Raw genomic sequence first — 22663 nt, forward strand, 5'->3', positions numbered from 1 at the left:
TTCCTTTGGATAGCAGAGGTTTTTATGAATGACGGGGTGCCTCGATGCCAGAAGCTCGAGACATTGAATTTAAAACAGCTCCGAATGGGGTTGGTACCGCACAGACGGTAGAATCGGCTCGCGAACCCGAACTCGCAAGCCGCGCCCTCGCTCGCATTCAACAATGCCTTGAAAAAGCCGAAGATCAGCGCCACAAAATTAGTGCCAGCGGCGCTCTGACTAAGGAACAAGAAGCTCAATTACGCGAGAGCTTTCATGTTCAAATCAAATCCGAGATCGCCAAAATTTTGGCGCCTCTGCATCCTGCCGATATCGCCTACATCCTCGAAGCTCTTCCGACAGATGATCGTCTGATTGTCTGGGATTTGGTGCGCAATAACCAAGACGGTGACGTGTTGGTTGAAGTCAACGATAGTGTTCGTGAAACCTTGATTGACGCGATGGACCGAGAGGAACTCGTCGATGCCATGGAAACATTGGATACCGACGAAATTGCCGACTTGGTCGAAGACTTGCCGCCCGATGTGGTGGCTGAAGTTCAAGAAGGGTTGACGACAAAAGAACGTGCGCAGTTGCGCGCGGCCATGAGTTACCCGGAAGAAAGCGTCGGCGCGCGCATGGACTTTGAAATTATTTCGGTTCGTGAAGATTTTTCATTGGAGGCGGTTTTCCGTTATCTCCGAGGTTTTGAAGAATTGCCGGAATTGACCGACATGATTTTCGTGGTCGACCGGAATCAAAAACTCAAAGGGGCTTTGCCCGTATCGAAAATTTTGATCAGTGATCCGGAAAGAAGTGTCCGGGAATTGATGAAGGGTGATGTCTTAACGTTAAATCCCTTGGATGACGCAACCGATGCAGCCCAGGCGTTCGAACGTTATGACTTGGTGAGTGCTCCTGTGGTTGATGAAACCGGTCGCTTAGTCGGTCGTCTGACGGTCGATGAAGTGATGGATGTGATTCGTGAAAGCAGCGACGAAGATGCTTACGCAGCGGTCGGTTTGAGTGATGAGCAAGACTTGTTCGGAAGTGTTTGGGAGGCCGCTAAGAGTCGTTGGATTTGGCTTGGTGTCAATTTGTGCACGGCTTTTGTAGCTTCAAGAGTCATCAGCTGTTTTGAAGGGACAATTTCCCGAGTGGTTGCCTTGGCGGCTCTTTTACCGATTGCCGCCAATATTGCGGGCAACACGGGCAATCAAACATTGACGCTTTTGGTGCGCTCAATCGCCATGGGTCAAGTGACCGCGAGCAACACCATGGATCTCTTTAAAAAAGAATTGGGTGTTGCTTTAATCAATGGTCTGCTATGGGGTGCGATTGCCGGTTTGGGAGCTTGGTTACTTTACTTTGACGCAAGCTTTGGGATGAAGTTGGGCCTAGTGATGTTCCTTGCGATGATGCTCAACATTATCGTTGGCGCATTGGTGGGGTTGATTGTTCCGCTGACACTAAAGAAATTTGACCGTGATCCCGCCATGGGCAGCTCAGTTCTTCTTACCTTCATCACCGATAGTGGTGGATTCTTAATTTTCCTGGGATTAGCCGGAATCTTTTTCTAACGAAAGTCTCCGCATTGGCTTTGAGCAACAGCAAGTGCCGCGAGGCCTGCGGTTTCCGTTCTTAAAACTCTCGGACCCAGTAGTGCGCTTTCATAGCCCAATGTGTTGGCAAGTTCGATTTCCTGCGCGCTAAATCCACCTTCGGGGCCGACAGCAAACGTCACACTCTGAGAGTTCCCCAAATAGAAACTCTTTTGCGCCGCAGGGGCCAAAACAAGATTGCGCTCACTTTTGTTTTCGATAAGAGCGGTTTGCAATTGCTCACAGTATTGCACACTGGGAATCAGACTTCGGGCGCATTGTTCACAGGCGCTCTGCACGGTGTTTTTCCATTGACTGAGGCGCTTTTCCAAGCGTTTTGCGTCCAATTTAGTCACACTTCGTTCAGCAGGAACAATAACCAATTTGGATACACCGAGTTCGGTTGCTTTCTCCAAAATCCAATCCAATTTTTCTTGAGATACTAGGGCTTGAATTAATACGGTTTTTAAGGGACTTTCCGTGTGGCTTGGGGCCACTGAAAGAATGTTTGCCTCAGTTCGATCAGAGAAAAAGTGCAGGATGCACTGAGCTTCGTTTCCCCGTCCGTCAAAAAGCACGGCGCTGTCTCCTTCTCTCATGCGAAGGACACGACTGGCGTGGTGAGCCGGTTTTTCCGGCAGCACAAGAGTGCTGTCGGGTTGGAAATCACAATCAACGTAAAAGCGGGGAGCCATCTTATAAGATATTGGTTAAAGAGTCAGAAGGATTGTAAAGGACTTTTCTGAAACGAGAAAGCCGCCCAAATCAAGCAGAAATGGACGGCTGATGAGACGTTTAGGAGAAACCTAATTAGTCTTTCTTGCTCTTATTGGCAAAGAAGTTGGCGGCTTGAATATCAGCCGTGCGAATGGTGAAGATTTGATTTGTTAAGTCTTCAGCCAATTTTTCAGCACTTGCCATGACGCTCAAGTTGAAGTCATTGAGCATCTTGTCAGCCTTCTTGGCATCTTTCTTATAGATCTTCAGATATTCGTCTTCGAAAGCCTTTTGTTTCTTAGCCGTATCGGCTTCGAATTCGTGATAGGCCTTTTCAACAATCGGCGCCAACTTGACGTAGTCGGTCATCACGAGCGTTTGAAGTTTGCGGTACTTCCAGTACATGGATTGGCTGTCAGCTTCATTTGTACCCATACCGTAATGGGCGGGGTAAGCGTCAAGACCGTGGTAGTACGGGACGTAAACGGAAAGATTCGGCATTCCCATGGCCACGTAAATCACAGAACCGATTTCACGCGGCATCCAAGGACGCACTTGCATCACGTGGGATTCATAGGTGCGGAAAACACTGATCGGACGGTATTCTTCGTCACCGCGCAAACCTTTGGAATAGGGATCATGGCTTTGCAATTCACCGGCTTCGTAGTGATTGCGCAAGATGCTCTTCATGTCTTCGAGCGTGACCTTCTTTTCAGGTTTGGCATAAACCGGGAAGCTGCGGCCTTCTTGCACGGGCTGCTTCAAGCTCGGCGTCAAGATCTTTTGAATTTGCCAGACACGCGGGTCGTTGTAGACGCGATCGCGAGAGTCATCACGGGTGTATGCCTTGGAGAAATTAAAGGCGCCGTCTTTTTTCGGATCGTAAAAGCCGTTATCTGTTGCCCACTTCACCAAATTCTTGCTGGCCATGAAGTCGGGGCTCTTCGGATCATAGGCCTGCAGACGACCTTGGTTGCCGGAGGCAAAATATTGATCAGCCGGGATGCGTTGAGCAATCCATTGATGGCCTGTACCGGTTTCAAGGTACCACATTTCTTTTTCATCAACGAATGCCACGCCAAATCCTTCGCCGGCACCGATCGTTTCAACAATGCTGCCTAAGATTTGAACGCCTTCTCGCGCGCTCTTGGCTCGCGGCAAAATGACATCCAAAATATCGTCTTCGGTAATACCCGTTGCTTCATTGTAGGGGTCAAGTTTTAATGCATCGTCACGGGCAAAAATAGACTCCGTTCCAGACATGCCGACACCGGCTTCGTTGAAACCAACGGCACCGTGCAATTGCGTCTTCCAGTTAGGAACGGTCGTGTAACGCATAGCATTTTTCGGAAGCGGATATTCAAAGTTGGTGGCACCCTTGTAGTCTTGTGTGCGATACATTCCTTTTTGGTTCTTTTTGGCGGGATGGATCACCATGTGTTGAGCTTTCAAAGCATCGCTGTCGGCGTTGCGGCCAACGAAGAAAGAACCGTCTGCAGTTGCTTCAGGGCCGACCAAAACAGTCGTGCAAGCCAAGCTCATGGTAGAGAATGCGGCCAAAACAGAGGCCACCAAAGTCGCTTTTTTGAACATGAAAAACTCCTCATAATGTTCAGCCGGACTTGTCCGGCAGCCGGAACATACCCGGCCGCGGAAAATACTACGCCAAACTACCTAGAAGCTCCATGAAAACGCCTAGGGATATTTCCTTATTGTCAAAGTTTGAAAAGTGGTGGTCACTCTAAATTATTCGGTCAAAAAGTTTTGCGCTTTAGACCGAATTACGCCCACAATTTCAGTACAATCTTATTGTTTAAGTCGGATGAAAATGGTTTCGTCTGATGTGTGATTTTCTCCTTTTAAATTGGTTAGAAACACTATGACTTGTTGTGTCACTCCTCAGTTGATGGCTAATGCTGTCCGTGCTTTGGCCATGGATGCCGTGCAAAAGGCCAAGTCCGGTCACCCAGGTATGCCGATGGGCATGGCCGATATTGCGATTGCCTTGTGGACAAAACATTTGCGCCACAATCCCGCCGATCCGAAGTGGATTGGCCGTGATCGCTTCATTTTGAGTAATGGCCATGGCTCAATGCTGCAATATGCGCTTTTGCACTTGACGGGCTACGATCTGACAATTGATGACTTAAAGGCCTTCCGCCAGTGGCACAGCAAGACGCCCGGACACCCGGAAGTGGATGTGACGCCCGGTGTGGAAACCACCACGGGTCCTTTGGGACAAGGTATCGGTAACGCGGTGGGTATGGCTTTGGCTGAAAAAATGCTCGCGGCCGAATTTAACCGTCCGGGCTTTAATGTTATTGACAACTATACGTACTGCTTCTTAGGTGACGGTTGCCTCATGGAAGGCATCAGCCACGAAGTGTGCTCATTGGCGGGTACCTGGAAGCTCAACAAGTTGATTGTGATTTACGATGACAATGGAATTTCCATTGACGGTAAGGTAATCAACTGGTTCTCGGATAACACGCGTGAGCGCTTTGAATCGTACGGTTGGAATGTGATTGGACCGGTTGACGGTCACGACATCGATGAGATGGATCGCGCGATTGCCACGGCTAAGCAAAGCCAAGACAAACCCACGCTTATTATCGCCCGTACGGTTATCGGTAAAGGCTCTCCCAACCGTCAAGGCACAAGCAAGGTTCACGGTGAAGCGTTGGGTGAAGAAGAACTCAAACTCACCCGCGAGGCACTTGGCTGGAAATGGGATCCGTTTGTCATTCCGCAGGAAATTTACGATGCGATGAACGCCCGTGAAAAGGGTGAAAAACTTGAAGCCGAGTACAACGAGATGTGGGCTCGTTATGGCCAAGAATATCCTCAACTCTGTAAAGAGCTTTCTCGTCGTCTGAAGGGTGATCTGCCTGAAGACTTCGAAGCGGTCATGCAGCAAGCCATTGAGAAGGCTGCAGTGGCTCAAGAAACCGTGGCAACCCGCAAGGCCAGTCAAAAAGCGCTAAATGCTTTTGCTTCGCATCTGCCTGAATTGCTCGGCGGTTCTGCTGACTTGACGGGGTCTAACCTGACCAACTGGACCGGTGTCGAAGCCATGCGACCGGACACCTATTTGGGTCGTCACATTAACTACGGTGTTCGTGAATTCGGTATGTCTGCAATTCAAAATGGCATTGCCTTGTATCATGGATTTGTGCCTTTCAGCGCCACCTTCCTGACGTTCTCCGATTATTCGAGAAACGCCATCCGCATGGCTGCGTTGATGAAGCAGCGCTCCATCTTTGTTTTCACTCATGATTCCATCGGTTTGGGTGAAGACGGCCCGACGCACCAGTCTGTAGAACACATTCCGAGTTTGCGTCTTATCCCAAATTTAAATGTCTGGCGCCCGTGTGACACGGTTGAAGCATTGGTGGCCTGGCAAAGCGCCATTGAATCCCGCCATACGCCGTCAATCATTATTGGTTCGCGTCAAAATATTGAATTCATCGCCCGTGATCCGCAAGAGGTCGTGCGTGATGCTAAAGAAGCTCTTAAAGCCGGTGCCTACGTCATGAAAGAGTCGGGTAAAGGCGCCGATGAGGTCGACTGCGTTCTCATTGCCACGGGCTCCGAAGTGCCCTTGGCGGTGAAGGCTCGCGAAGCTTTGGAAGAAAAAGGCATCGGTACACGAGTGGTGTCCATGCCCTGCACGGAACTTTTCGATAAACTGTCTTCAGAAGAAAAGCGTGCGATTTTAACGGATGCGCCCAAAGTTGCCATCGAAGCATCGGTGACCGGTTTGTGGTACAAGTACGTTAAAAACGGTGAAGTGGTCGGCATCGATACATTCGGTGAATCGGCTCCTGCCGGTGTGCTTTGGGAAAAATTCGGCTTTACCGTGGATCGCGTGGTTGAGGCCGCTATGAAAGCCATTAATCATTAATTACTAAAGAGGGGATTTTCAAAATGACCATTAAAGTTGCCATTACGGGTTTTGGCCGCATCGGTCGTAACGTGTTGCGCGCCCACTATGAATTGGGCAAAAAGCACGATATCGAAATTGTGGCCATTAACGCCATGGGTGACATCAAGACCAATGCTCATTTGTTGCGTCATGACACGGTTCACGGACACTTCAACCACGAAGTGAAGGTTGAGGAAGTTTCTGACACGGAAAAATACCTGATTGTTGATGGCGACCGCATGCGCGTGTTCTGCGACCGCGATCCCCGCAATCTGCCCTGGAAAGAATTGGGCGTGGACGTTGTGCTCGAATGCACGGGCGCATTCCGTACCAAGGAAAAATGCTTGGCCCACTTGGAAGGCGGTGCTAAGAAAGTGTTGATTTCGGCTCCGGGTAAGGGGGTGGACGCCACGGTGGTCTACGGTGTTAACCAAGACGTCTTGACCAAGGATATGACCGTTGTTTCCAATGCTTCCTGCACGACAAACTGCTTGGCTCCGGTTGTCAATGCTTTACATAAGGCGATCGGTGTTGAACGTGGTTTGATGACGACAATTCACGCATACACCAATGACCAAACGTTAACTGACGTTTATCACAAGGATCTGCGTCGCGCTCGTTCCGCAACGCACTCCATGATCCCGACCAAGACCGGCGCTGCCGCCGCTGTGGGTCTTGTGTTGCCGGACTTAAACGGTAAGCTTGACGGTTTTGCTGTGCGTGTTCCGACGATCAACGTCTCGTTTGTGGACTTGACCTTTGAAGCCAAGCGTGATGTGACGGTTGAAGAAATCAATGCGGTGATGAAGGCTGCTTCTGAATTGTCTGAAAACCAAGGCATTTTGGGCTACAACGATGAACCGCTCGTTTCCATTGACTTCAACCACGATGCGCACTCTTCTATCTTTGACGCCACGTTGACGAAGGTCTCTGGTACGCGTTTGGTGAAGGTGACGGCTTGGTACGATAACGAATGGGGCTTCTCTTGCCGTATGCTCGATACGGCTTGCGCCATGATGGCCGCCCAATAATTCGTTTCTGAACTGAACGAAAAAGGAGCGCTCTCAAAAGTGGAGCGCTCTTTTTTTTCAGCGCATCATGAAGTTGATGCCAAAAGCCAAAGCAACAAGAATTGTCACGATGTTGAGATCTTTGGTTTGATTTGTCAGTAGCTTGAGAAACACGTAACTGATAAAGCCCAATCCGAAACCGGTTGCCACATTAAATGTTAAGGGCATTGTGATGATGGTCAGGAAAGCCGGCATACCGGTTGAGAAGTCTTTGAAATTAATGTGAACAACGGATTGCATCATTAATCCACCAACCACAATGAGCGCTGAAGCGGTGGCGTAAGCCGGAACAACCGTCACAAAAGGCAAAGCAAAGAGACAGAGCAAAAATAGGATGGCGCTGACAATGGGGACAACACCTGTTCGTCCGCCCTCGGCGATTGCCGCGGCACTTTCAATATAGCTTGTGCAGGTGGGTGTGCCGATGATACCTGAGGCCATGGTTGCAACAGAATCCGAAAAAAGCGCCTTTTCCAAGCCTTCAATGTGTCCGGTTTTGTGATCGAGCATATTGGCGCGAATGGATAGACCAATCAAGGTTCCCATGTTGTCAAATAGATCCACCATCGTCAGCGTGAAAACTATGGTCACAATGCCATAAGCAAAAACAGAATTGAAATCCAATTCAAAGAAGGTTTCGCTGGGTGTCAGCGAGGAGGGGGCGCTTAGTGTTGACAGATCAGGAAGCGGTGAGACACCCAAGAGTAATCCCAAGACAGTGACGGCCAAGATGCCGATAATCATGGCACCTTTTATCCGTCGAACCATTAATGCGCTGATTAAAAGAACACCTAAGGCAGCCAAAAGCGGTTCAGCTTTGTGCAAATTTCCCAAAGCAACGAAAGTGGAGGGATCGGCCACAATCAGTCCGGCGTTCTTCAAACCAATGAATGAAATAAAGCAACCTAAACCGACAACAATGGCGTGCTTAATATCGGTTGGCACCGCGTCAATGATCAGTTGACGAATTTTGGTGACCGTCAACAAGAAAAAGATGACGCCAGAAATAAAGACGGCTGCCAAAGCGGTTTGCCAAGAGAGGCCCATCGGTCCGCAAACGTAATAAGAGAAAAAGGCGCAAATGCCAAGTCCCGGTGCAACGATAACCGGAAAATTAGCCACTAATCCCATTAAGAGACTGGCAAACGCCGTGGCCCAAATAACAGCAATCGTCGCAGCCTGCAAATTCATGCCGGCATCGGCCAACATGGCAGGAATCACGAGCACGACGTAGCAAACGGTGACAAAACCCGTGAAGCCTGCCATCAGTTCTCGGCGCCAGTTTGTATTTTTTTCTTCGAACTTGAAAAATTGAGCAAGAAACTGCATCCCAGTATTCCTGAAGAGAGTGTGGCCTCAGGGATTGAGTCCCGAGGCCTTTTATGATTATTGGGCGGAATCAGAATTTAAGCGTTCCAGCATGCGAACAAAGATTTCAAAACCTTCGGGCATACTTTCTGTGTCTTGAATTTCAAAGTCACCTCTGTGGTGGCCGTGGTGGTTGCAGCCATAGTAAAAGAAGGTGGCTTGACCGCCGTGTTTTTGAACCGTCTTCATCAGCAACGAGCAGTCTTCGCTGCCGGTGCAAGAGTTGATATCAAAGACTTTCTTAACAGTGGGGACTTTTTTCGCCTCTTCTTCAAGCATATCCGATAGGGCGGAGTCTGAGTGGATATCGGTAGCCATGCCCATCACGTCAATTTTGTACTTTACGCCGTAGCTTTCAGCCGAACCACGAATCATGCGTTCAGCCGTTTCTTGCATATAACGATTGATTTCATCGTTTTTGCCGCGAACTTCCAATTCCATTTTGGCGTGAACCGGTACGACATTTCGTCCTTCGCCGGCTGAAATAGTGCCGATGTTGACACTGGTGTCACCTTTTCCGTGACGGGCGATGCCCATGATTTGCATAGCGGCTGAGCAAGCGGCCATCAAAGCGTTGCGCCCCAATTCGGCGGCAGCTCCCGCGTGAGCCGGGACACCGGTGAAAGTAACATTCATTTTGGTGGTGGCAAGGAAACCATTGCGAATGACCGCCACTTCGTGCAATTTGGCATCAACACCGATGTGACCGCCAACCAAATAATCGACATCATCCAAATTCTTGGAATAAGCGATGCCGGCGGCCCCTTTAGTGCCTTCTTCTGCCGGTTGGAAAATCAGTTTGATGGTTCCTTTGAGCTCTTTGGCATTGTCATGAATCCAATGGGCAACAGCTAGACCCATGGCCGCATGGGCATCGTGTCCGCAGGCGTGCATGAGACCGCAGCATTCACTGTCAAAACCTTCACGATTCGCTTCATTGGAGGCATCGTGATTTTCTTCAACATTGACGCAGTCAATATCAAATCGTAAAGCAGTAACAGGTCCCGGTTTACCGGTTTCCCAAACAGCCATGCAGCCCGTGTAACCTTCGAGTTCTTTCAGAAGTACAGGATCCATGCCAAGCTTTAAAGAGCGTTGCATCGCTTCTTCAATGACTTTTTCTTCACGGCCCAAAGCGTGCTCGGTGTCAAACAAAGCTTTGCCGAGAATTGTCTTAAAGCCTAATTCGCGAACGCGCTTGACGATGGTTTGAGTGGTAAGAAATTCTGTCCAGGCAATTTCAGGATGGTGGTGGAGATGGCGTCTTGTCTCAATCATCTCCGGGATATAGGCAGCTAAATGCAGCATGAAGAGTTTCCTCCGTGAGAGTATCTGCGATCATTGTAGTCAAAAATGATCGCAGACTTCTCAAAAAGAAAAACTCTATTCGTTAGGAGGCCGTGTTTTGTTTTTGTTCTGATCGTAAAACCAGAGCCAGACCGGCAAGAATGGCCAGCAATCCTAACGTGGCCCAGGGGTTAACATTTTCACCCACAACAACGATGGCTAGGACAAAGGCGGTCACGGGTTCCAAAAGTCCCAGAGCCACACAGGTTGAAACCCGGGTGGTTTTAAGCGCTGTTCCGTAAAGCAGATAGGCAAAACCTGTTACGACAACACCCAAATAAAAAACAATGAGGATGTCTTCAAAGATAATTTCAGGCGTCTGAGAAAAGATCCAGGCAGCCAACAAAGCGATGACAGCGGCCACGGTAAATGAGTGAGTTGAGGCTCTCAATGGGGTAGTGATTCGAACCAATTCTTTAGCAAGTAAAGAGTAGCTTGAGTAAAAGAAGCCGGCTGTGAGGCAAATACCCAAACCAAAGGCACTAACTTCAATATTTTCAGCCTGCGAAACGGCCATCCAAATACCGCCCGCAATGGCGACGGCTACACCGGTAAGCCACAAAGAGTCGGGCGCTTTACGTTTAATCACGGCTTCTAGGATGCCGGCCCACACTGGGGCGGAGGCGATGATTGTGCAAGAGCCAAGCGCGACGCCGGCAATTTTGACGCCGCTAAAAAATAAGAGATTAAACATGGCCATGCAGCAACCTGCGGCAATTACTTTTAAAAGGTAGTGATCTTCACCTTTAGCAGAAGCGTTTGATGGTTGTAATTGACGTTGACTGATCGCGAGCATGGGGTAGAAAAAAAGGCACGCGCACACCAGGCGCAACGCTCCCACCCATAGGGGAGAAAGAGAGGGACTCGTGATAAATGTTTGGGCGGTGCCGGCCGTTCCCCACAGGACTGCGGCAAAGGCGGCCAGAATAAAACCTGAAAAAACAAACTTCATCATGAAAAAAATAATACTGAAAATCAAGTAATAACAAAATTATAACCAAATATCTTCACGTGAAGATACTTTTTGAGAAGATATTTGATCTTTAAGAATGGCCTTTCGGTGTATTTATCTATTGCCCGAGTGGTGGAAGTTGCGTATAGTGACCTCGGTCTCTTTTTTAACTCAAAAAGCTTATTTTTCTCTTGTAAGGATAGGTAATGCTTGAATTAATTATTTGCGTGGTGGCACTTGTTATTGCCGGTTGGGCAATTGCTAAAAACTACGACGCCAAGGTTGTGCTCTTTGCCACGGGCTTGGTGCTTTTAGCTGTTGCAGTGATGCTTGGTCATCCTGCGGTCAGTGCTAAGGCATCTTCCGGTTTAAATTGGGTTGATCCGTTTAAAGCGATGAAAGATCTCTTTATCAGTCAATATTCCAATGCCGGTTTAATCATTCTGACTCTTTTCGGTTTTGCTGCTTATATGTCGCATATCGGTGCCAATGACATGGTGATCCGAGTGTTGAGCAAACCGCTTGAAAGAATTCATTCGCCGTATATTCTCGTACCGTTAGTTTTCTGGGTCGGTACGTTGCTCTCCATCATTATCCCGAGCGCCTCGTCTTTGGCTGTTATTTTGATGGCTACGCTTTACCCGGTGCTTCGCGCCGCTCGTATGAGCGTCTTGACAGCCGCTGGTGTGATCGCCACAACGGCAACAATTGTTCCGACACCGCTCGGCGGGGACAATGTGGTGGCCGCTCGTGTCTTGGGCTTTGATCACGTGGTTGACTATGTTTTCTATCACCATGCTCCGATCACGATTCCGGCCTTGATTGTTATTGGTATCGTTCACTACTTCTGGCAGCGCTACATGGATAAGCGTCAAGCCGGTCAAGTTTCTGCCGAAATTGATGAAAGCAAACTCAAAGTACGTGATTTGACGGGAGTTCCTGTTTACTACGCACTTTTCCCGGTTTTGCCGTTGATTTTGGTGATCTTCTTCTGGGCTTGCTTCAGACACGCTAAGGTGGGCTTAGTTGAAATTACCCTTTTCTGCTTTGCATTGGCTTTCATTTGCGAATTAGTTCGCAAGGGTAACGTTAAGCAAGGTATGAAGGACGCTAATCTCTTTTTCAAGGGAATGGGTGAGGGCTTCTCTCAGGTTGTGGTGTTGATTGTGGCGGCTTCCACCATGGTGGCGGGGCTCCGTGCCATGGGCATGATTGACATGATTTCCAACTCTATCGCCGGTGTTGAAAACGCAAGTGCAGGCCTCATGTTTGCCTTCTCCGGTATCACCGCCTTGATTACGTTTATCAGTGGTTCGGGTAACGCGGTTTTCTATAGTTTCATCGAGTTGATTCCGTCCATTGCTCAAAACGCCGGTATTGATCCGATCATGGTCGCTTTGCCGATGCAATGTACCTCGAATTTAATTCGTTCCATTTCGCCTGTGGCCGCAGTGATTATTATTGTGGCGGCTTCCGTGCGTGCTAATCCGCTTGAAGTGGTTAAGCGCACCTCTGTACCGATTTTGGCGGGCTTCATTGCCGTGATGGTTATGTCGTTCGTTCGCTATATCTAATTTGAAGGAGATTTGTCATGGCCTATTTAGAACCGATCTCTCAAGAGTGGTTGATTGCCAAGCGTCGCGAAATTCATGCTTGGCCGGAACCCGGTTGGTGTGAATTCGTCTCCAGCGCCCGTGTTATTGAACACATGGAAAAACTGGGCTTTAAGGTCTTGTGTGGTTACGATGTGATCAACAAGGACTTTATTCGCGGTGCAATCAAGCCGCAAATTGCGAAGTTCTACGAAGCGGCTCAAAAGAAGGTGAGCCCGGAAATCCTTGAACGTATGCAAGGGGTAACGGGTGTGATTGGTGTTTTGGAAACCGGCCGTCCCGGTCCCACGATCGGTTTTCTCTGCAACTTGGATGCCCTTCCGGTGACTGAATCAAGCGATCCTGAACACGCTCCGACAAAGGAAGGTTTTGCTTCTCAAATCCCGGGTTACATGCATGCCTGCGGTCATGATGGACACCAAGCTGTCTTGATGGGTTTGGCTACATGGTTGGCTGCTAACAAGGATCAGCTTTGCGGTACCGTTAAACTCATTTTTGAACCGGGCGAAGAAGGTTCTCGTGGCGGTCGTCCGATTGCTGAAAGCGGTGTCTTGGATGATTTGGACTATCTCTATTGCGGTCACTTGGGTTGTGATATCCCCGGTGGTGAAGTGGTCACCGCTCCGGAAAAATTCCTTTGCACGACCAAGGTTGACTTCCGCTTTAAGGGAACGCCGTCTCACGCAGGTATGCAGCCCGAAGTAGGTCGTAATGCGTTGATGGCCGCCTCAACGGCAAGTTTGGCTTTGATGGCTATTCCTCGTCACGGTCAAGGCATGACGCGTGTTAACGTCGGCTATATGCGCGCAGGTGAAGGTCGTAATGTGATCGCTTCGACGGCTGAAATGCAAGTGGAAGTGCGTGGTGAAACGGAAGCGATTAATAATTGCATGTTTGAAGAGGCCGTGGCTCGTGTCAACGGCGCAGCCGCTATGTACGGTTGCCAAGCTGAAAGCGAAGTGATGGGCGAAGCCATCGACTTTGTGAAAGACGAAGAAGTTCAAAACGATTTTGCTGAAGCAGCTCAACACGCTAAGTACTGCACGAAGATCAGTGACACCATGAACTTTAACGGCAGCGATGATGCGACCGTTTTGATGCGTCGAGTACAAAACAAAGGCGGTAAGGCCGGTTACGTGGTTGTCGGTTCTGAATTAAAGGCTGGTCACCATCAAGCCAAGTTTGAATTTGAAGAATTCCGTCTGCAAGAACTCTTTGACATCTATCACTATCTGGCCATTAAGCGCTTAGGAGCAAAATAACCGTGACGGAAGATACCAGTCGCAATTTGAAGGACTTTGTCGATTCGCTCGAAGAAGAGTGGAAGGCTCAGGTTCCGACTTTAAGCACAGAGCCGATTTCGGTTGTGGCGCGTTTAGTTCGCATGAGCTACTACGTGGAGCGGCGCGTGGCTGAAAACCTCGCCCGCTACGATCTTACCCGTGGTGAATTTGAAGTGTTGGCTGTTTTGACACGTAATCCCGATGCGGTGATTACGCCCAAGATTTTGCAAACCAAAATTTTGATCACTTCGGGTGGGCTATCCAATCGAATCCGTAAGCTTGAGGAAAAGGGACTGCTTGAGCGCTTTCCGGATACGGGTGACAGACGAGGCGTCATTTTGAAGGCTACTGAAAAAGGTAAGGCTCTGACACTGGACGCAGTTAACTCCCACGTTGAAGTGGAGCGGCAATTTGCTTCTTGCTTAAGCGTGGAAGAGCAACGCGAATTGGCTCGATTGCTCAAACATATGATTCTGTCTCAGCAGCGCGAGTTAAACCGCAACAGTTTGCGCTAAATACCTGAAAGTGTGCTCTGGCTCTGCCTGCTTCTAGCACCAGAAAAAACGAACCGGCGAAAAGTTTAACAATTCGCCGGTTTGTTTTTTTAGAAAAAATTAGAATCGGAAATCGCGTTCGCCTTCTTCAATTTTTTGAAGGCGAATCACGCTAGCTTTGCGGATCTTTTCGTGGACAATCTTCGGAATTTCCGCCTCAATGACTTTTTGTGCGGCTTCACGTGTAGCCGGGCGGGCATAGTCTTGAGCGTATTCTTTTAGCGTCATGATGGCATTGGCTTGGCAATACGTGGCGATTTCACCGGTTTTGGCCAATGACATAAAACGGTCTCCGGTTCTGCCTGCGCGGTAGCAAGCGGTGCACCAACTGGGCAGGTAGCCGCCGTCCAATAGCCATTTCACCACCTCATCCAACGTGCGGCGATCGCTTGTTTCAAATTGGGCGGAGTTCTCTTCCTTTTCTTCCTCAAGGACATAACCGCCAACGCTTGTGCGAGAGCCGCCACTGATTTGTGAGACACCCATTTCAAGACACTTGCCGCGCACGCGTGCCGATTCGCGCGTGGAAATAATCATGCCGGTGTAGGGAACGGCCAAACGAATCAGTGCAACAATCTTTAAAAAGAGCTCGTCAGGAACGGCGTTGGTAAAGGTCCTCGGGTCCACATCATCGGCCGGGCAAATGCGCGGCACACTAATGGTATGCGGTCCAACACCCCAGACCGCTTCCAAGTGTTCCGCGTGCATTAAAAGACCAACGAAATCGTAGCGGTAAAGCGTCAGACCGAATAAAACGCCTAAGCCCACATCATCAATTCCGCCTTCCATCGCGCGGTCCATCGCTTCTGTGTGGTAAGCGTAGTCGCTCTTTGGGCCCTTTGGATGCAGCAGTTCGTACTGGTCTTTGTGATAGGTTTCTTGGAAAAGTTGGTAAGTACCGATACCGGCTTCGTGAAGTTTTTTGTAATTTTCAACCGTGGTTGCCGCAATATTGATGTTGACACGGCGAATGGCACCGTTTTTGTGCTTAATGGAATAGATCGTATTGATGCATTCCAAAATGTACTCGATGGGGTTGTAGCGCGGATGTTCTCCTGCTTCGAGTAAAAGACGTTTGTGGCCCATATCTTGAAGGGCAATGACTTCCTGACGGATTTGTTCTTGTGTGAGTTTTTTGCGAACAATGTGTTTATTTTTAGCGTGGTACGGGCAGTATGTGCAAGTATTGACGCAGTAGTTGGAAAGATAAAGCGGGGCAAACAGTACGATACGATTGCCGTAGATATGCTCTTTAACCTTTTTGGCGGTTGCAAAAATTTCGTCGTTTAAATCCTGTTCTTCGCAAGCGAGTAAAACCGCGGCTTCTCTGTGAGTGAGGCCTTTAAAAGCTTCTGCCTTTTTGAGAGCAGCTTGAATGTATTCGCGGTCATGTTTGTGCTCTTCGGCAAAGGCCAGCGACGCTTCAATTTCTTCGTGAGAGATGAATTCTGTGGCGACTTTTGATTTGGGGTCGTACATAAAAGAACTCCGGTAGATGAAAAGATACTTTTTAGTGTATGCCCGAGAAGTCTTTAAATGGCGGATTTAAGTTATACAAAAGTATAAATATTTCAATAAATAAGCATTAAAACAGCATTTACAACCCTCTTTAGAGGTATATATTGTGCGGACGCAAAAAAAGAGCTCCCAACATTGGGAGCTCTCAAAATGATTTACCAATTGGCCGAGAAGTAGGCCTGTGTAATGTGATAGTAAATCGGGGCGGAGAACATCAGGGGGGCGAGACGCTCAAGGTTGCCGCGGCCGATGTACTTGTCACCGTCCAAGAAGCGGCTGCCTAAGGAGCGCTTAACAGACGAGATGACGATATCACCGAAAGCACCGGTTACCACGATGATGGTGGCCATAACCAAGGCCTGCCATGTTCTAAAGGGCGTCATCCAGAAAAGCGCGTAGCCGACAAGGATGGTGATAAAGCCGCCCACCAAAATGCCTTTAACGGTTTTATGCGGGTTGTCTCGCAGGGTCTTACCGCCGAAGTAGGAACTAGCCATAACGACGAAGAGATCACCCAAGAAAACAATCAAGAGGTAAAAGAGCAACAGCAGCGACGGGCTAGAGCCAAAGCGTGTGATGTCAAAATTCATGATGGCCGGGGCATGGCTGATACAGTAAACGCTTAACATCACGCCCCATTGAATTTTGGCTACACGTTCAAGGAATCGGTCATTGTCCGGACGCAGGGACATCAAAACGGGCAACAGCAAGAAAAGGTAGACCGGAATAAATACGGTGAAAAGCCAATAGCGGTCAAGCCCAATTAAGATGTACTGAAGCGGAATGACGATATAAAAAGAGACAACGAGCGCCCAATGGTCCGAGACTTTAATCGGAGTCAGGGCAACAAACTCTCTGAAGGTGAAAAAGCTCACCAAGGCAAAGACAATCAAAAGGACGTTTTGACCGGCCCAGAACGCCAAAGTGAAAACGATAATAAGCCACCAACCCATTTTGACTCGGGAGTTGACGACACGGATCCGTTCGATTTGTTCCGGAGCGACGGCTTTGCGAATAGCCCATTGGCAATAGCTTGTCCCGATAATGGCCAAAAGCACCAAAACAACCAGAACCAGCGTGTAGGTTTCTTGTAAGGTAATACCCAACCGCATATCAAGCCTCCGACAATTTAATGACCGCTTCGCGGGCTCTCGTCAGAAATTCTTCTTTCGGATCCTCGGGCGTGAAGGGCAAGGGAGCGCCAAAACGGACAGAGCAAACCGTGGGCACGGGGATTAAAACACCTTTAGGCATGGCTCGGTAAAGGTTTTCAATGTAAACCGGAATCAATTCCACGTTCGGGAATTCACGCGCCAAGCGCCAGATACCGCTTTTGAATTCACTCGGTATGGCCTGAGGGCGACGCGTGCCTTCCGGGAAAATAATCATGGAAGAGCCTTCACGCAGGCATTCTCTCAGGGGTTCGAGAGGATCACTGTGTTCGGTGCGGCGGCGGTCGACCAAAACCACATTTAACTCTTCAATGGCAATGCGTCTGCGAATGGCACCCTTCACCCAGTAGTCTTTGGCGGCTACAGGGCGGGTATGTGAGCGAATTTCTTTAGGCAACGACGACCACAGGACAATAGTGTCCAAGTGGCTAGTGTGGTTGGCAAAATAGATGCGTTGCTTATCCGAGGGCGTACTGCCGATCCATTGAGGATAGGCGCCAACTAAAAGTCGCGTGAGCAACACAATAGGCGTCATTAAACGAAACAAGATCAAACCCCTTTTGATCTTAAGGCCTGATTGCAGACAGGTCTCAAAAATAAAATTAACTCCAAATACAGATAATAATGCAATTGTCCGAAGATGGTGAATGTTGCCGTCAATATCGGCGCAAAAGCATTAAAGCGCGCGGCTCTTCAAAGCGGGCAGAATATCTCTTGTCTGCTTGATGCGGCTCGCCTGAACCTCTGCGAGCAACACGCCTTCGCCTTGTGTTAATTCCGCAACGGTGGCTCCCCAAGGATCAATTAAAATGCTGTGCCCCCAGGTTTGACGTCCGTTTTCGTGATTGCCACCTTGAGCACAGGCAAGCACGTAGCATTGGTTTTCAATGGCTCGGGCACGTAAGAGGGGATCCCAATGGGCGCGCCCCGTAAAGCTTGTGAAGGCCGCAGGTAAAGTGATGATGTCGGGTGTATCGAGCTTGCGGAACAATTCCGGGAAACGAAGATCAAAGCACACGGAAAGGCCGACCTTCCAGGCGCCTTCCCAGGTCTCTATGGCAACGGTTTTTACTTCACGGCCGGCTTGTGTTGTTTGAGCCTCTTCGTAGTGCTCCTCGCCTCGTTCGAACTGGAAGAGATGAATTTTGTCATAACGAGCGGCCACTTCTCCGCTTGGGTTGTAAACAATGCAGGCATCGATGAAGTGTTGGTCATCATCAGCTTTAAGAGGAATGGTGCCGGCAACAAGCCAGATTTGAGCCTCTTGAGCAGCCTGACTCATCGCTTTTTGCACAGGGCCGTCGCCGAAAGTCTCGGCCGCCGCCACCCAATCTTTGTCGCTTGTGGGCATCAAAGAAAAATACTCGGGCAGTACAACCAGTTCGGCTCCACTTTGGGCGGCCGAGTCAATTAAAGATTTCGCGGTATGAATATTTTCATCAATATTCGTCCCCGAAACCATCTGACAAGCAGCAATTCGCATGATTTTTCCTTTTCTTATTTTTGAGAAGAAGCCGAGGTCTCTGTCGCTTCTCCCACCTTTGTAACAATGGGTTCATCAATTGAACCGGTAATTTTATATTCTGTGCTTAGCAATTCCGATAGCGGCGTCTGAAGTGCCAACTGAGCAATAAAGCTGCCGACGCCTAAAATGGGATTGGCAACGGCAAGCGCAAGACTGGCTCCGCCTAAACTGATGTCGGGTAAAACCGTAACGGTGATATTTTGTGTAAGCTTATTGAGGTCAAGCGAGCCTTCGGCCAATATAGTGGCCTGTGGGCCGATCAGTCGGAACGAGTTAGCATTCAGAACACCATCGGTGATGGTGTCATTGGACGAAATCGAGTCAAAAACAAAACCTTGACCGACCACGTCACGGAAGTCAAAGGTTAGGCGTCTTAAAAGTGTTTGCAATGACAGCAGCGACAGAATGCGGCCCGCACCGGGTTCAACTTGAAGAATTTGGCCCGAAGCGAGTGTCGTGGAAATCGTGCCGTTTAAAGAGTCGGTGTTGAAGTCAACCGGAGCGCCGTTCCACTGCAATTTAGCATGAACCTGACCGCTGCCATCGTTGATGACGTGGGCCAATTTAAAGCGCTCCAACAATTCGCCTAAATCGTTAACGTCAAGGGTTGCTTCGAGCGTTGTCTGCGAGTTTTTCCGTTGTCCGGCATTCCAAGAGCCGTTGGCACTTAGCGTTGCATCGCTGTTAGCCAGCGAGAACTGTTTTAAGTCCCAAAGGGTGCTCGGACCACTACCTTCATTTTCTGCCCAAAGTTTTAATGTGCCTAAGTTGAAATCTTGGTAGCGCAAATCCTTAACGGTTAAGGCGATAGAGGGCAAAGACTGAGTTTCTTTTGGAGCGACTTTGATTGCTTCATCGACAAGCTCTGGACGTGGAATGTGCAGATAATCGAAGTTGGCTGTCAAAAGCGGATGAGAGTGGCTCGTGCGTGGCGTGTAGTTAAAATCGGCTTTTGCCAAGGTGCTCGCAATGTTACCGCTCCAAGCGCCCGACGGGTACGCTCTTGCATTGACTTTCACCGAGTCAAAATTCAATCCCTTATAGGTCAGACGCCCGATTTGAATATCCGCACGATTTAAATCCAGAGTTTTCATCTCACGCTTGGGGTCAGATGCTAGTGCCCCCTGAGCTTCGGTAAGAATGTTTTCCCACTCTTCCCACTTCAAAGAGGGCGATTGAATAATCAACGCTAAACCATTAGCTGTCGGATTGGCGTTGGAACGTTTACCGACAGAGAGAATCCCTCTTTGGGTTTTAAGTCCCTGATCGGTATCGTTGTAGTGAATTTGCATCCCGAACACTTCATCAATGGAAAGTGTCATCTTGGTTGAGCACTTTTCTTTTGATGCGCAGGGGACAAAATCAAATTGCAAGGGCCAGGCCGTATCGGCAGCTTTGTTAAAGGGCGCTGGCGCATTGCCTTTGATGCCTAAAAGGTTACTGCTTACGTGGATATTGACACCATGATCAATTTCCACAACGGTGTTAACGGGGGCAGCCCCTTCGGCATGCGTCAGAAGGGATGTAATAGCGGGAGAATCAATGATGCGAGAAGCGGCATAAGGGGTAGCGTTGGCCGATGCCGTAATGCGAATCTTGCCTTGATCGTCCGTTGTAATGTTGCCGAGTGCGTCACACCCATAAACATTTGCTGTGAGAGAACTGCCCCATACACCTTTTTCGGTGAAGGAAACTCGCCCCTGTGCGGCAGCCAACTCCGGCACATTTTTCATTTTGATGGTGTTTCCGTTTAATAAAACGGCACCGGAAACTGCCGTGCGCTCTAAGTCTGTGATCGGGATATTGAGTTCCAACTCCAAAGAGGCGTTGCCCGTTGCCGTAGTGCCGACAAAGGGATTGCCGATCATGGCCGAAACAGGGCTTTGGTTTACCCAATTGGCCATGGCTTGAAGCGAAGCTTGGCTTTTACCTTTGATAATAAGCGGTACGCCAGGGGCGGTGTAGCTTGGGATTTCTGCTGTGACATCCGTGACGGTTGCGCCAAGCGTTTGACCGCTTTGGGCATGGATGGTCATGGACAGGCCTTCAAAAATAGCTTCACCGTTTATCTTTTCAAAAGTGGGCCACTCGCCCGGTACCCATTGGCCATTTTTATCTTTTTGGTAACTGGGCACATAATCGAGCTTCACGTCTTCGGCCATGCCGGTAATTTTAAAGATATACCCCTTGTCTTTTTGGTCAACAAAGGGGAATTCATCTAACGGACCGTATAGGTCAACGGTGCCGTTTTTGGCAATGCCGCCTTGCAAAGCCGCCTTGAGCCAATCGTTGGTTCCTTTGCCGCCTGCCACAATGGGAATATATTTGTGTGCGGCAGAAGCTCTTAGGTAGTGCAGATCGCCGCGAACTTCAAGAGTGCCGGCTCCGCCCGTGTCCGCCCAACCGCCGTGTACTTGGGCAGAAGCGTCGGTGTTGGAGACTAAAAGACTGTCGACTTTAAATTCAAGCTTGGGTTTTATTGTCCAGGAAGCCTGCATCTGCAGTGTATCTAAGCTGAAATCCTTTTCAAAGAAAATACCGGGAAAGCTTAATGTGCTGTTGGGAGAATCCAGTGTGACCGTGCCACCGGCTTCATCGGCTACGATAGAGCCAGAAAGATTGGAAAACCCGAATCGATTGACATTGTGATCTTCATGCGCGACGTGATCTTGAACCGTCAGGCCATTAAATTTTGTACTGAATTCATATCGCTCAGGGGCGTTGACGGGCCCTTGCCAGGAGCTTTCAAAGTTTTCGATGGTGCCTGCGGCCTGAAGCTCACGAATAAAGTTTAGAGCCTCTTCCGGGATTGGCAGTTGTAGGCCAATCGTTGTCAGGGCTCGAAGGTCAAAAGAGTTGATGGTGAGTGCGCCGTCGTACAGGTTTCTGTCTTTCCACGTTGCCTCAATCTTGGCATCTCCGAAATATACGGGATCGTTCCCGATGGGTTTAATGACAAGATCTTGCGTACCGAAAGTCAACTGATTGCCATCGAGTGTTTCATTGAGTCGCCCTTGGAGGTAATCAACGCGGATGGGGGCTGAGTCTGAGTTCCAACGCAGACTGACGTCATCGAGGGCAACATCAGCAGTTAACTGTGTGGGTTTGAGGTTTTCAAATTCCAACCAAATATTGGCTTGACCGGTTCCGTCTTGAAGGAAATGATCAAGGTTGACTCGGCGAGCGATTCGACCGAAGTCAATGGAGGGGATGGAAGCATAAACCGTGCCGTAGAGCTTGGCCAGACGATTAGGAGAACCGAACCATTTTTCCCGGAACGTGGCACGAAGGTCAATCGGTGTTTTGTTTTGACGAATAGCCGTTGATTGCAGGCCAAAATTCCACGCAATCATGTAGCGGTGCAACACGGCGTTTGTGTTGTGCAAAAGAACTGGTCTCGGATGATCCACCGTCAGATCAATGTAGTTGAAATCGCCATCGACGATTTCCAGATGTTCTTGAGAAAGAACCCAGTCGAGGACTTTTCGTGCCGTGGCCGCGTCGGTTGAAGCCGTGCGGGTTTCAGAAGGAGCCGTGTTGATTTCAAAGCCGGCAATATTGAATAGATCTTCTTCCAGTCTTTCTACGTTAAAACGCGGACTAAAGACAACGAGACGGGAAAACGTTGGTCTAAATGTATAAAAAGAGGAGAGCGAGAACGTCGCCTGCACCTTGGGCAAAGTGAGCGATGCCCTTTTGCCCGGACGCGAAAAGGTCATTTCCGTGAGTGTGATGCGGAGGCGCAGCCACTCCCAGTCCACGTGGATGTCCTGAGCTTCAATCTCCGTTCCCGTGTGCTCTTCAATATAACTTTCCAGTTTCGGATAAAACGTTTCAATATTGGGAACGACCCAAAGTCTGACCGCAATCAGTGCAAACGTTAAAAACAGATATAAAAACAAAAGAACCCACCCTGCTGTGCGCAAAAGAAGTCGCCACTTGCTGGGGTGACGGTTGCGCGGCAGTCCAGCCGTATTTTGTAAAGAGCTTGTTTGGGTCGTTTTCAAAAGAAGAGGCTGTTTCCGTAAAGAATGAACGA

General features: G+C 49.1%; 16 protein-coding genes. 6 read left to right on the forward strand and 10 right to left on the reverse strand.

Features of this window, described 5'->3' with window-relative positions; translation table 11 throughout:
- Positions 1-44: 44 nt before the first annotated feature.
- Positions 45-1559, forward strand: coding sequence for a magnesium transporter (gene mgtE, locus NW199_RS02855; RefSeq protein ID WP_258333576.1), 1515 nt, complete (start codon positions 45-47; stop codon positions 1557-1559).
- Here the strand turns inward: mgtE and NW199_RS02860 are convergent.
- Both NW199_RS02860 and NW199_RS02865 read right to left on the reverse strand, forming a co-directional pair.
- Positions 1556-2275: a 16S rRNA (uracil(1498)-N(3))-methyltransferase gene (locus NW199_RS02860; protein WP_258333577.1), complete on the reverse strand. Its 720-nt coding sequence runs from the start codon at positions 2273-2275 to the stop codon at positions 1556-1558. The genes mgtE and NW199_RS02860 overlap by 4 nt on opposite strands.
- Before the next feature lie 115 nt (positions 2276-2390).
- Positions 2391-3890: a C69 family dipeptidase gene (locus NW199_RS02865; RefSeq protein ID WP_022472980.1), complete on the reverse strand. Its 1500-nt coding sequence runs from the start codon at positions 3888-3890 to the stop codon at positions 2391-2393.
- A gap of 286 nt (positions 3891-4176) precedes the next feature.
- Between NW199_RS02865 and tkt the strand changes: the two genes are divergently transcribed.
- Positions 4177-6201: a transketolase gene (tkt, locus tag NW199_RS02870; protein WP_258333578.1), complete on the forward strand. Its 2025-nt coding sequence runs from the start codon at positions 4177-4179 to the stop codon at positions 6199-6201.
- 23 nt (positions 6202-6224) lie between these two features.
- Positions 6225-7253, forward strand: coding sequence for a type I glyceraldehyde-3-phosphate dehydrogenase (gene gap, locus NW199_RS02875; protein ID WP_258333579.1), 1029 nt, complete (start codon positions 6225-6227; stop codon positions 7251-7253).
- A 57-nt stretch (positions 7254-7310) separates the two neighbouring features.
- On the opposite strand, the gene NW199_RS02880 is transcribed toward gap, so the two are convergent.
- The 3 genes from NW199_RS02880 to NW199_RS02890 all read right to left on the reverse strand — a co-directional run bounded on the left by NW199_RS02880 (position 7311) and on the right by NW199_RS02890 (position 10962).
- Entirely contained in the window at positions 7311-8621 is a 1311-nt protein-coding gene (locus tag NW199_RS02880) for an NCS2 family permease (protein WP_258333580.1), read from the reverse strand.
- A 57-nt stretch (positions 8622-8678) separates the two neighbouring features.
- Positions 8679-9968 (reverse strand): amidohydrolase, encoded by a 1290-nt coding sequence (locus NW199_RS02885; RefSeq protein WP_258333581.1) that lies wholly within the window; start codon positions 9966-9968, stop codon positions 8679-8681.
- Positions 9969-10050: 82 nt separating this feature from the next.
- The gene (locus NW199_RS02890) at positions 10051-10962 is read right to left on the reverse strand and encodes a DMT family transporter (protein ID WP_258333582.1); all 912 of its coding nucleotides are present in this window, start codon (positions 10960-10962) and stop codon (positions 10051-10053) included.
- Positions 10963-11165: 203 nt separating this feature from the next.
- Here NW199_RS02890 and dcuC point away from each other — a divergent pair, with 203 nt between their 5' ends.
- From dcuC to NW199_RS02905, 3 genes are read left to right on the forward strand one after another with little or no spacing between them, the layout of a single operon-like run.
- Positions 11166-12533 carry a C4-dicarboxylate transporter DcuC gene (gene dcuC, locus NW199_RS02895; protein ID WP_022472986.1) on the forward strand — a complete coding sequence of 456 codons (1368 nt, stop codon included), beginning with the start codon at positions 11166-11168 and terminating at the stop codon, positions 12531-12533.
- A gap of 17 nt (positions 12534-12550) precedes the next feature.
- Positions 12551-13834, forward strand: coding sequence for an amidohydrolase (locus NW199_RS02900; RefSeq protein WP_022472987.1), 1284 nt, complete (start codon positions 12551-12553; stop codon positions 13832-13834).
- A 2-nt stretch (positions 13835-13836) separates the two neighbouring features.
- Positions 13837-14370, forward strand: coding sequence for a MarR family winged helix-turn-helix transcriptional regulator (locus NW199_RS02905; protein WP_022472988.1), 534 nt, complete (start codon positions 13837-13839; stop codon positions 14368-14370).
- A gap of 99 nt (positions 14371-14469) precedes the next feature.
- On the opposite strand, the gene hydG is transcribed toward NW199_RS02905, so the two are convergent.
- From hydG to NW199_RS02930, 5 genes are all read right to left on the reverse strand, one after another.
- Positions 14470-15888 (reverse strand): [FeFe] hydrogenase H-cluster radical SAM maturase HydG, encoded by a 1419-nt coding sequence (gene hydG, locus NW199_RS02910; RefSeq protein ID WP_022472989.1) that lies wholly within the window; start codon positions 15886-15888, stop codon positions 14470-14472.
- A gap of 194 nt (positions 15889-16082) precedes the next feature.
- Positions 16083-17039, reverse strand: a complete 957-nt coding sequence (locus NW199_RS02915; protein WP_022472990.1) for a phosphatidate cytidylyltransferase — start codon at positions 17037-17039, stop codon at positions 16083-16085.
- A 1-nt stretch (position 17040) separates the two neighbouring features.
- Positions 17041-17634 (reverse strand): lysophospholipid acyltransferase family protein, encoded by a 594-nt coding sequence (locus tag NW199_RS02920; protein ID WP_022472991.1) that lies wholly within the window; start codon positions 17632-17634, stop codon positions 17041-17043.
- A 141-nt stretch (positions 17635-17775) separates the two neighbouring features.
- Positions 17776-18582 carry a carbon-nitrogen hydrolase family protein gene (locus NW199_RS02925; protein WP_258333583.1) on the reverse strand — a complete coding sequence of 269 codons (807 nt, stop codon included), beginning with the start codon at positions 18580-18582 and terminating at the stop codon, positions 17776-17778.
- Positions 18583-18596: 14 nt separating this feature from the next.
- The gene (locus NW199_RS02930) at positions 18597-22631 is read right to left on the reverse strand and encodes a YhdP family protein (protein ID WP_258333584.1); all 4035 of its coding nucleotides are present in this window, start codon (positions 22629-22631) and stop codon (positions 18597-18599) included.
- Positions 22632-22663: the final 32 nt, after the last annotated feature.

This window comes from Parasutterella secunda (assembly GCF_024733725.1).
Lineage (GTDB): Bacteria > Pseudomonadota > Gammaproteobacteria > Burkholderiales > Burkholderiaceae_F > Aphodousia > Aphodousia faecalis.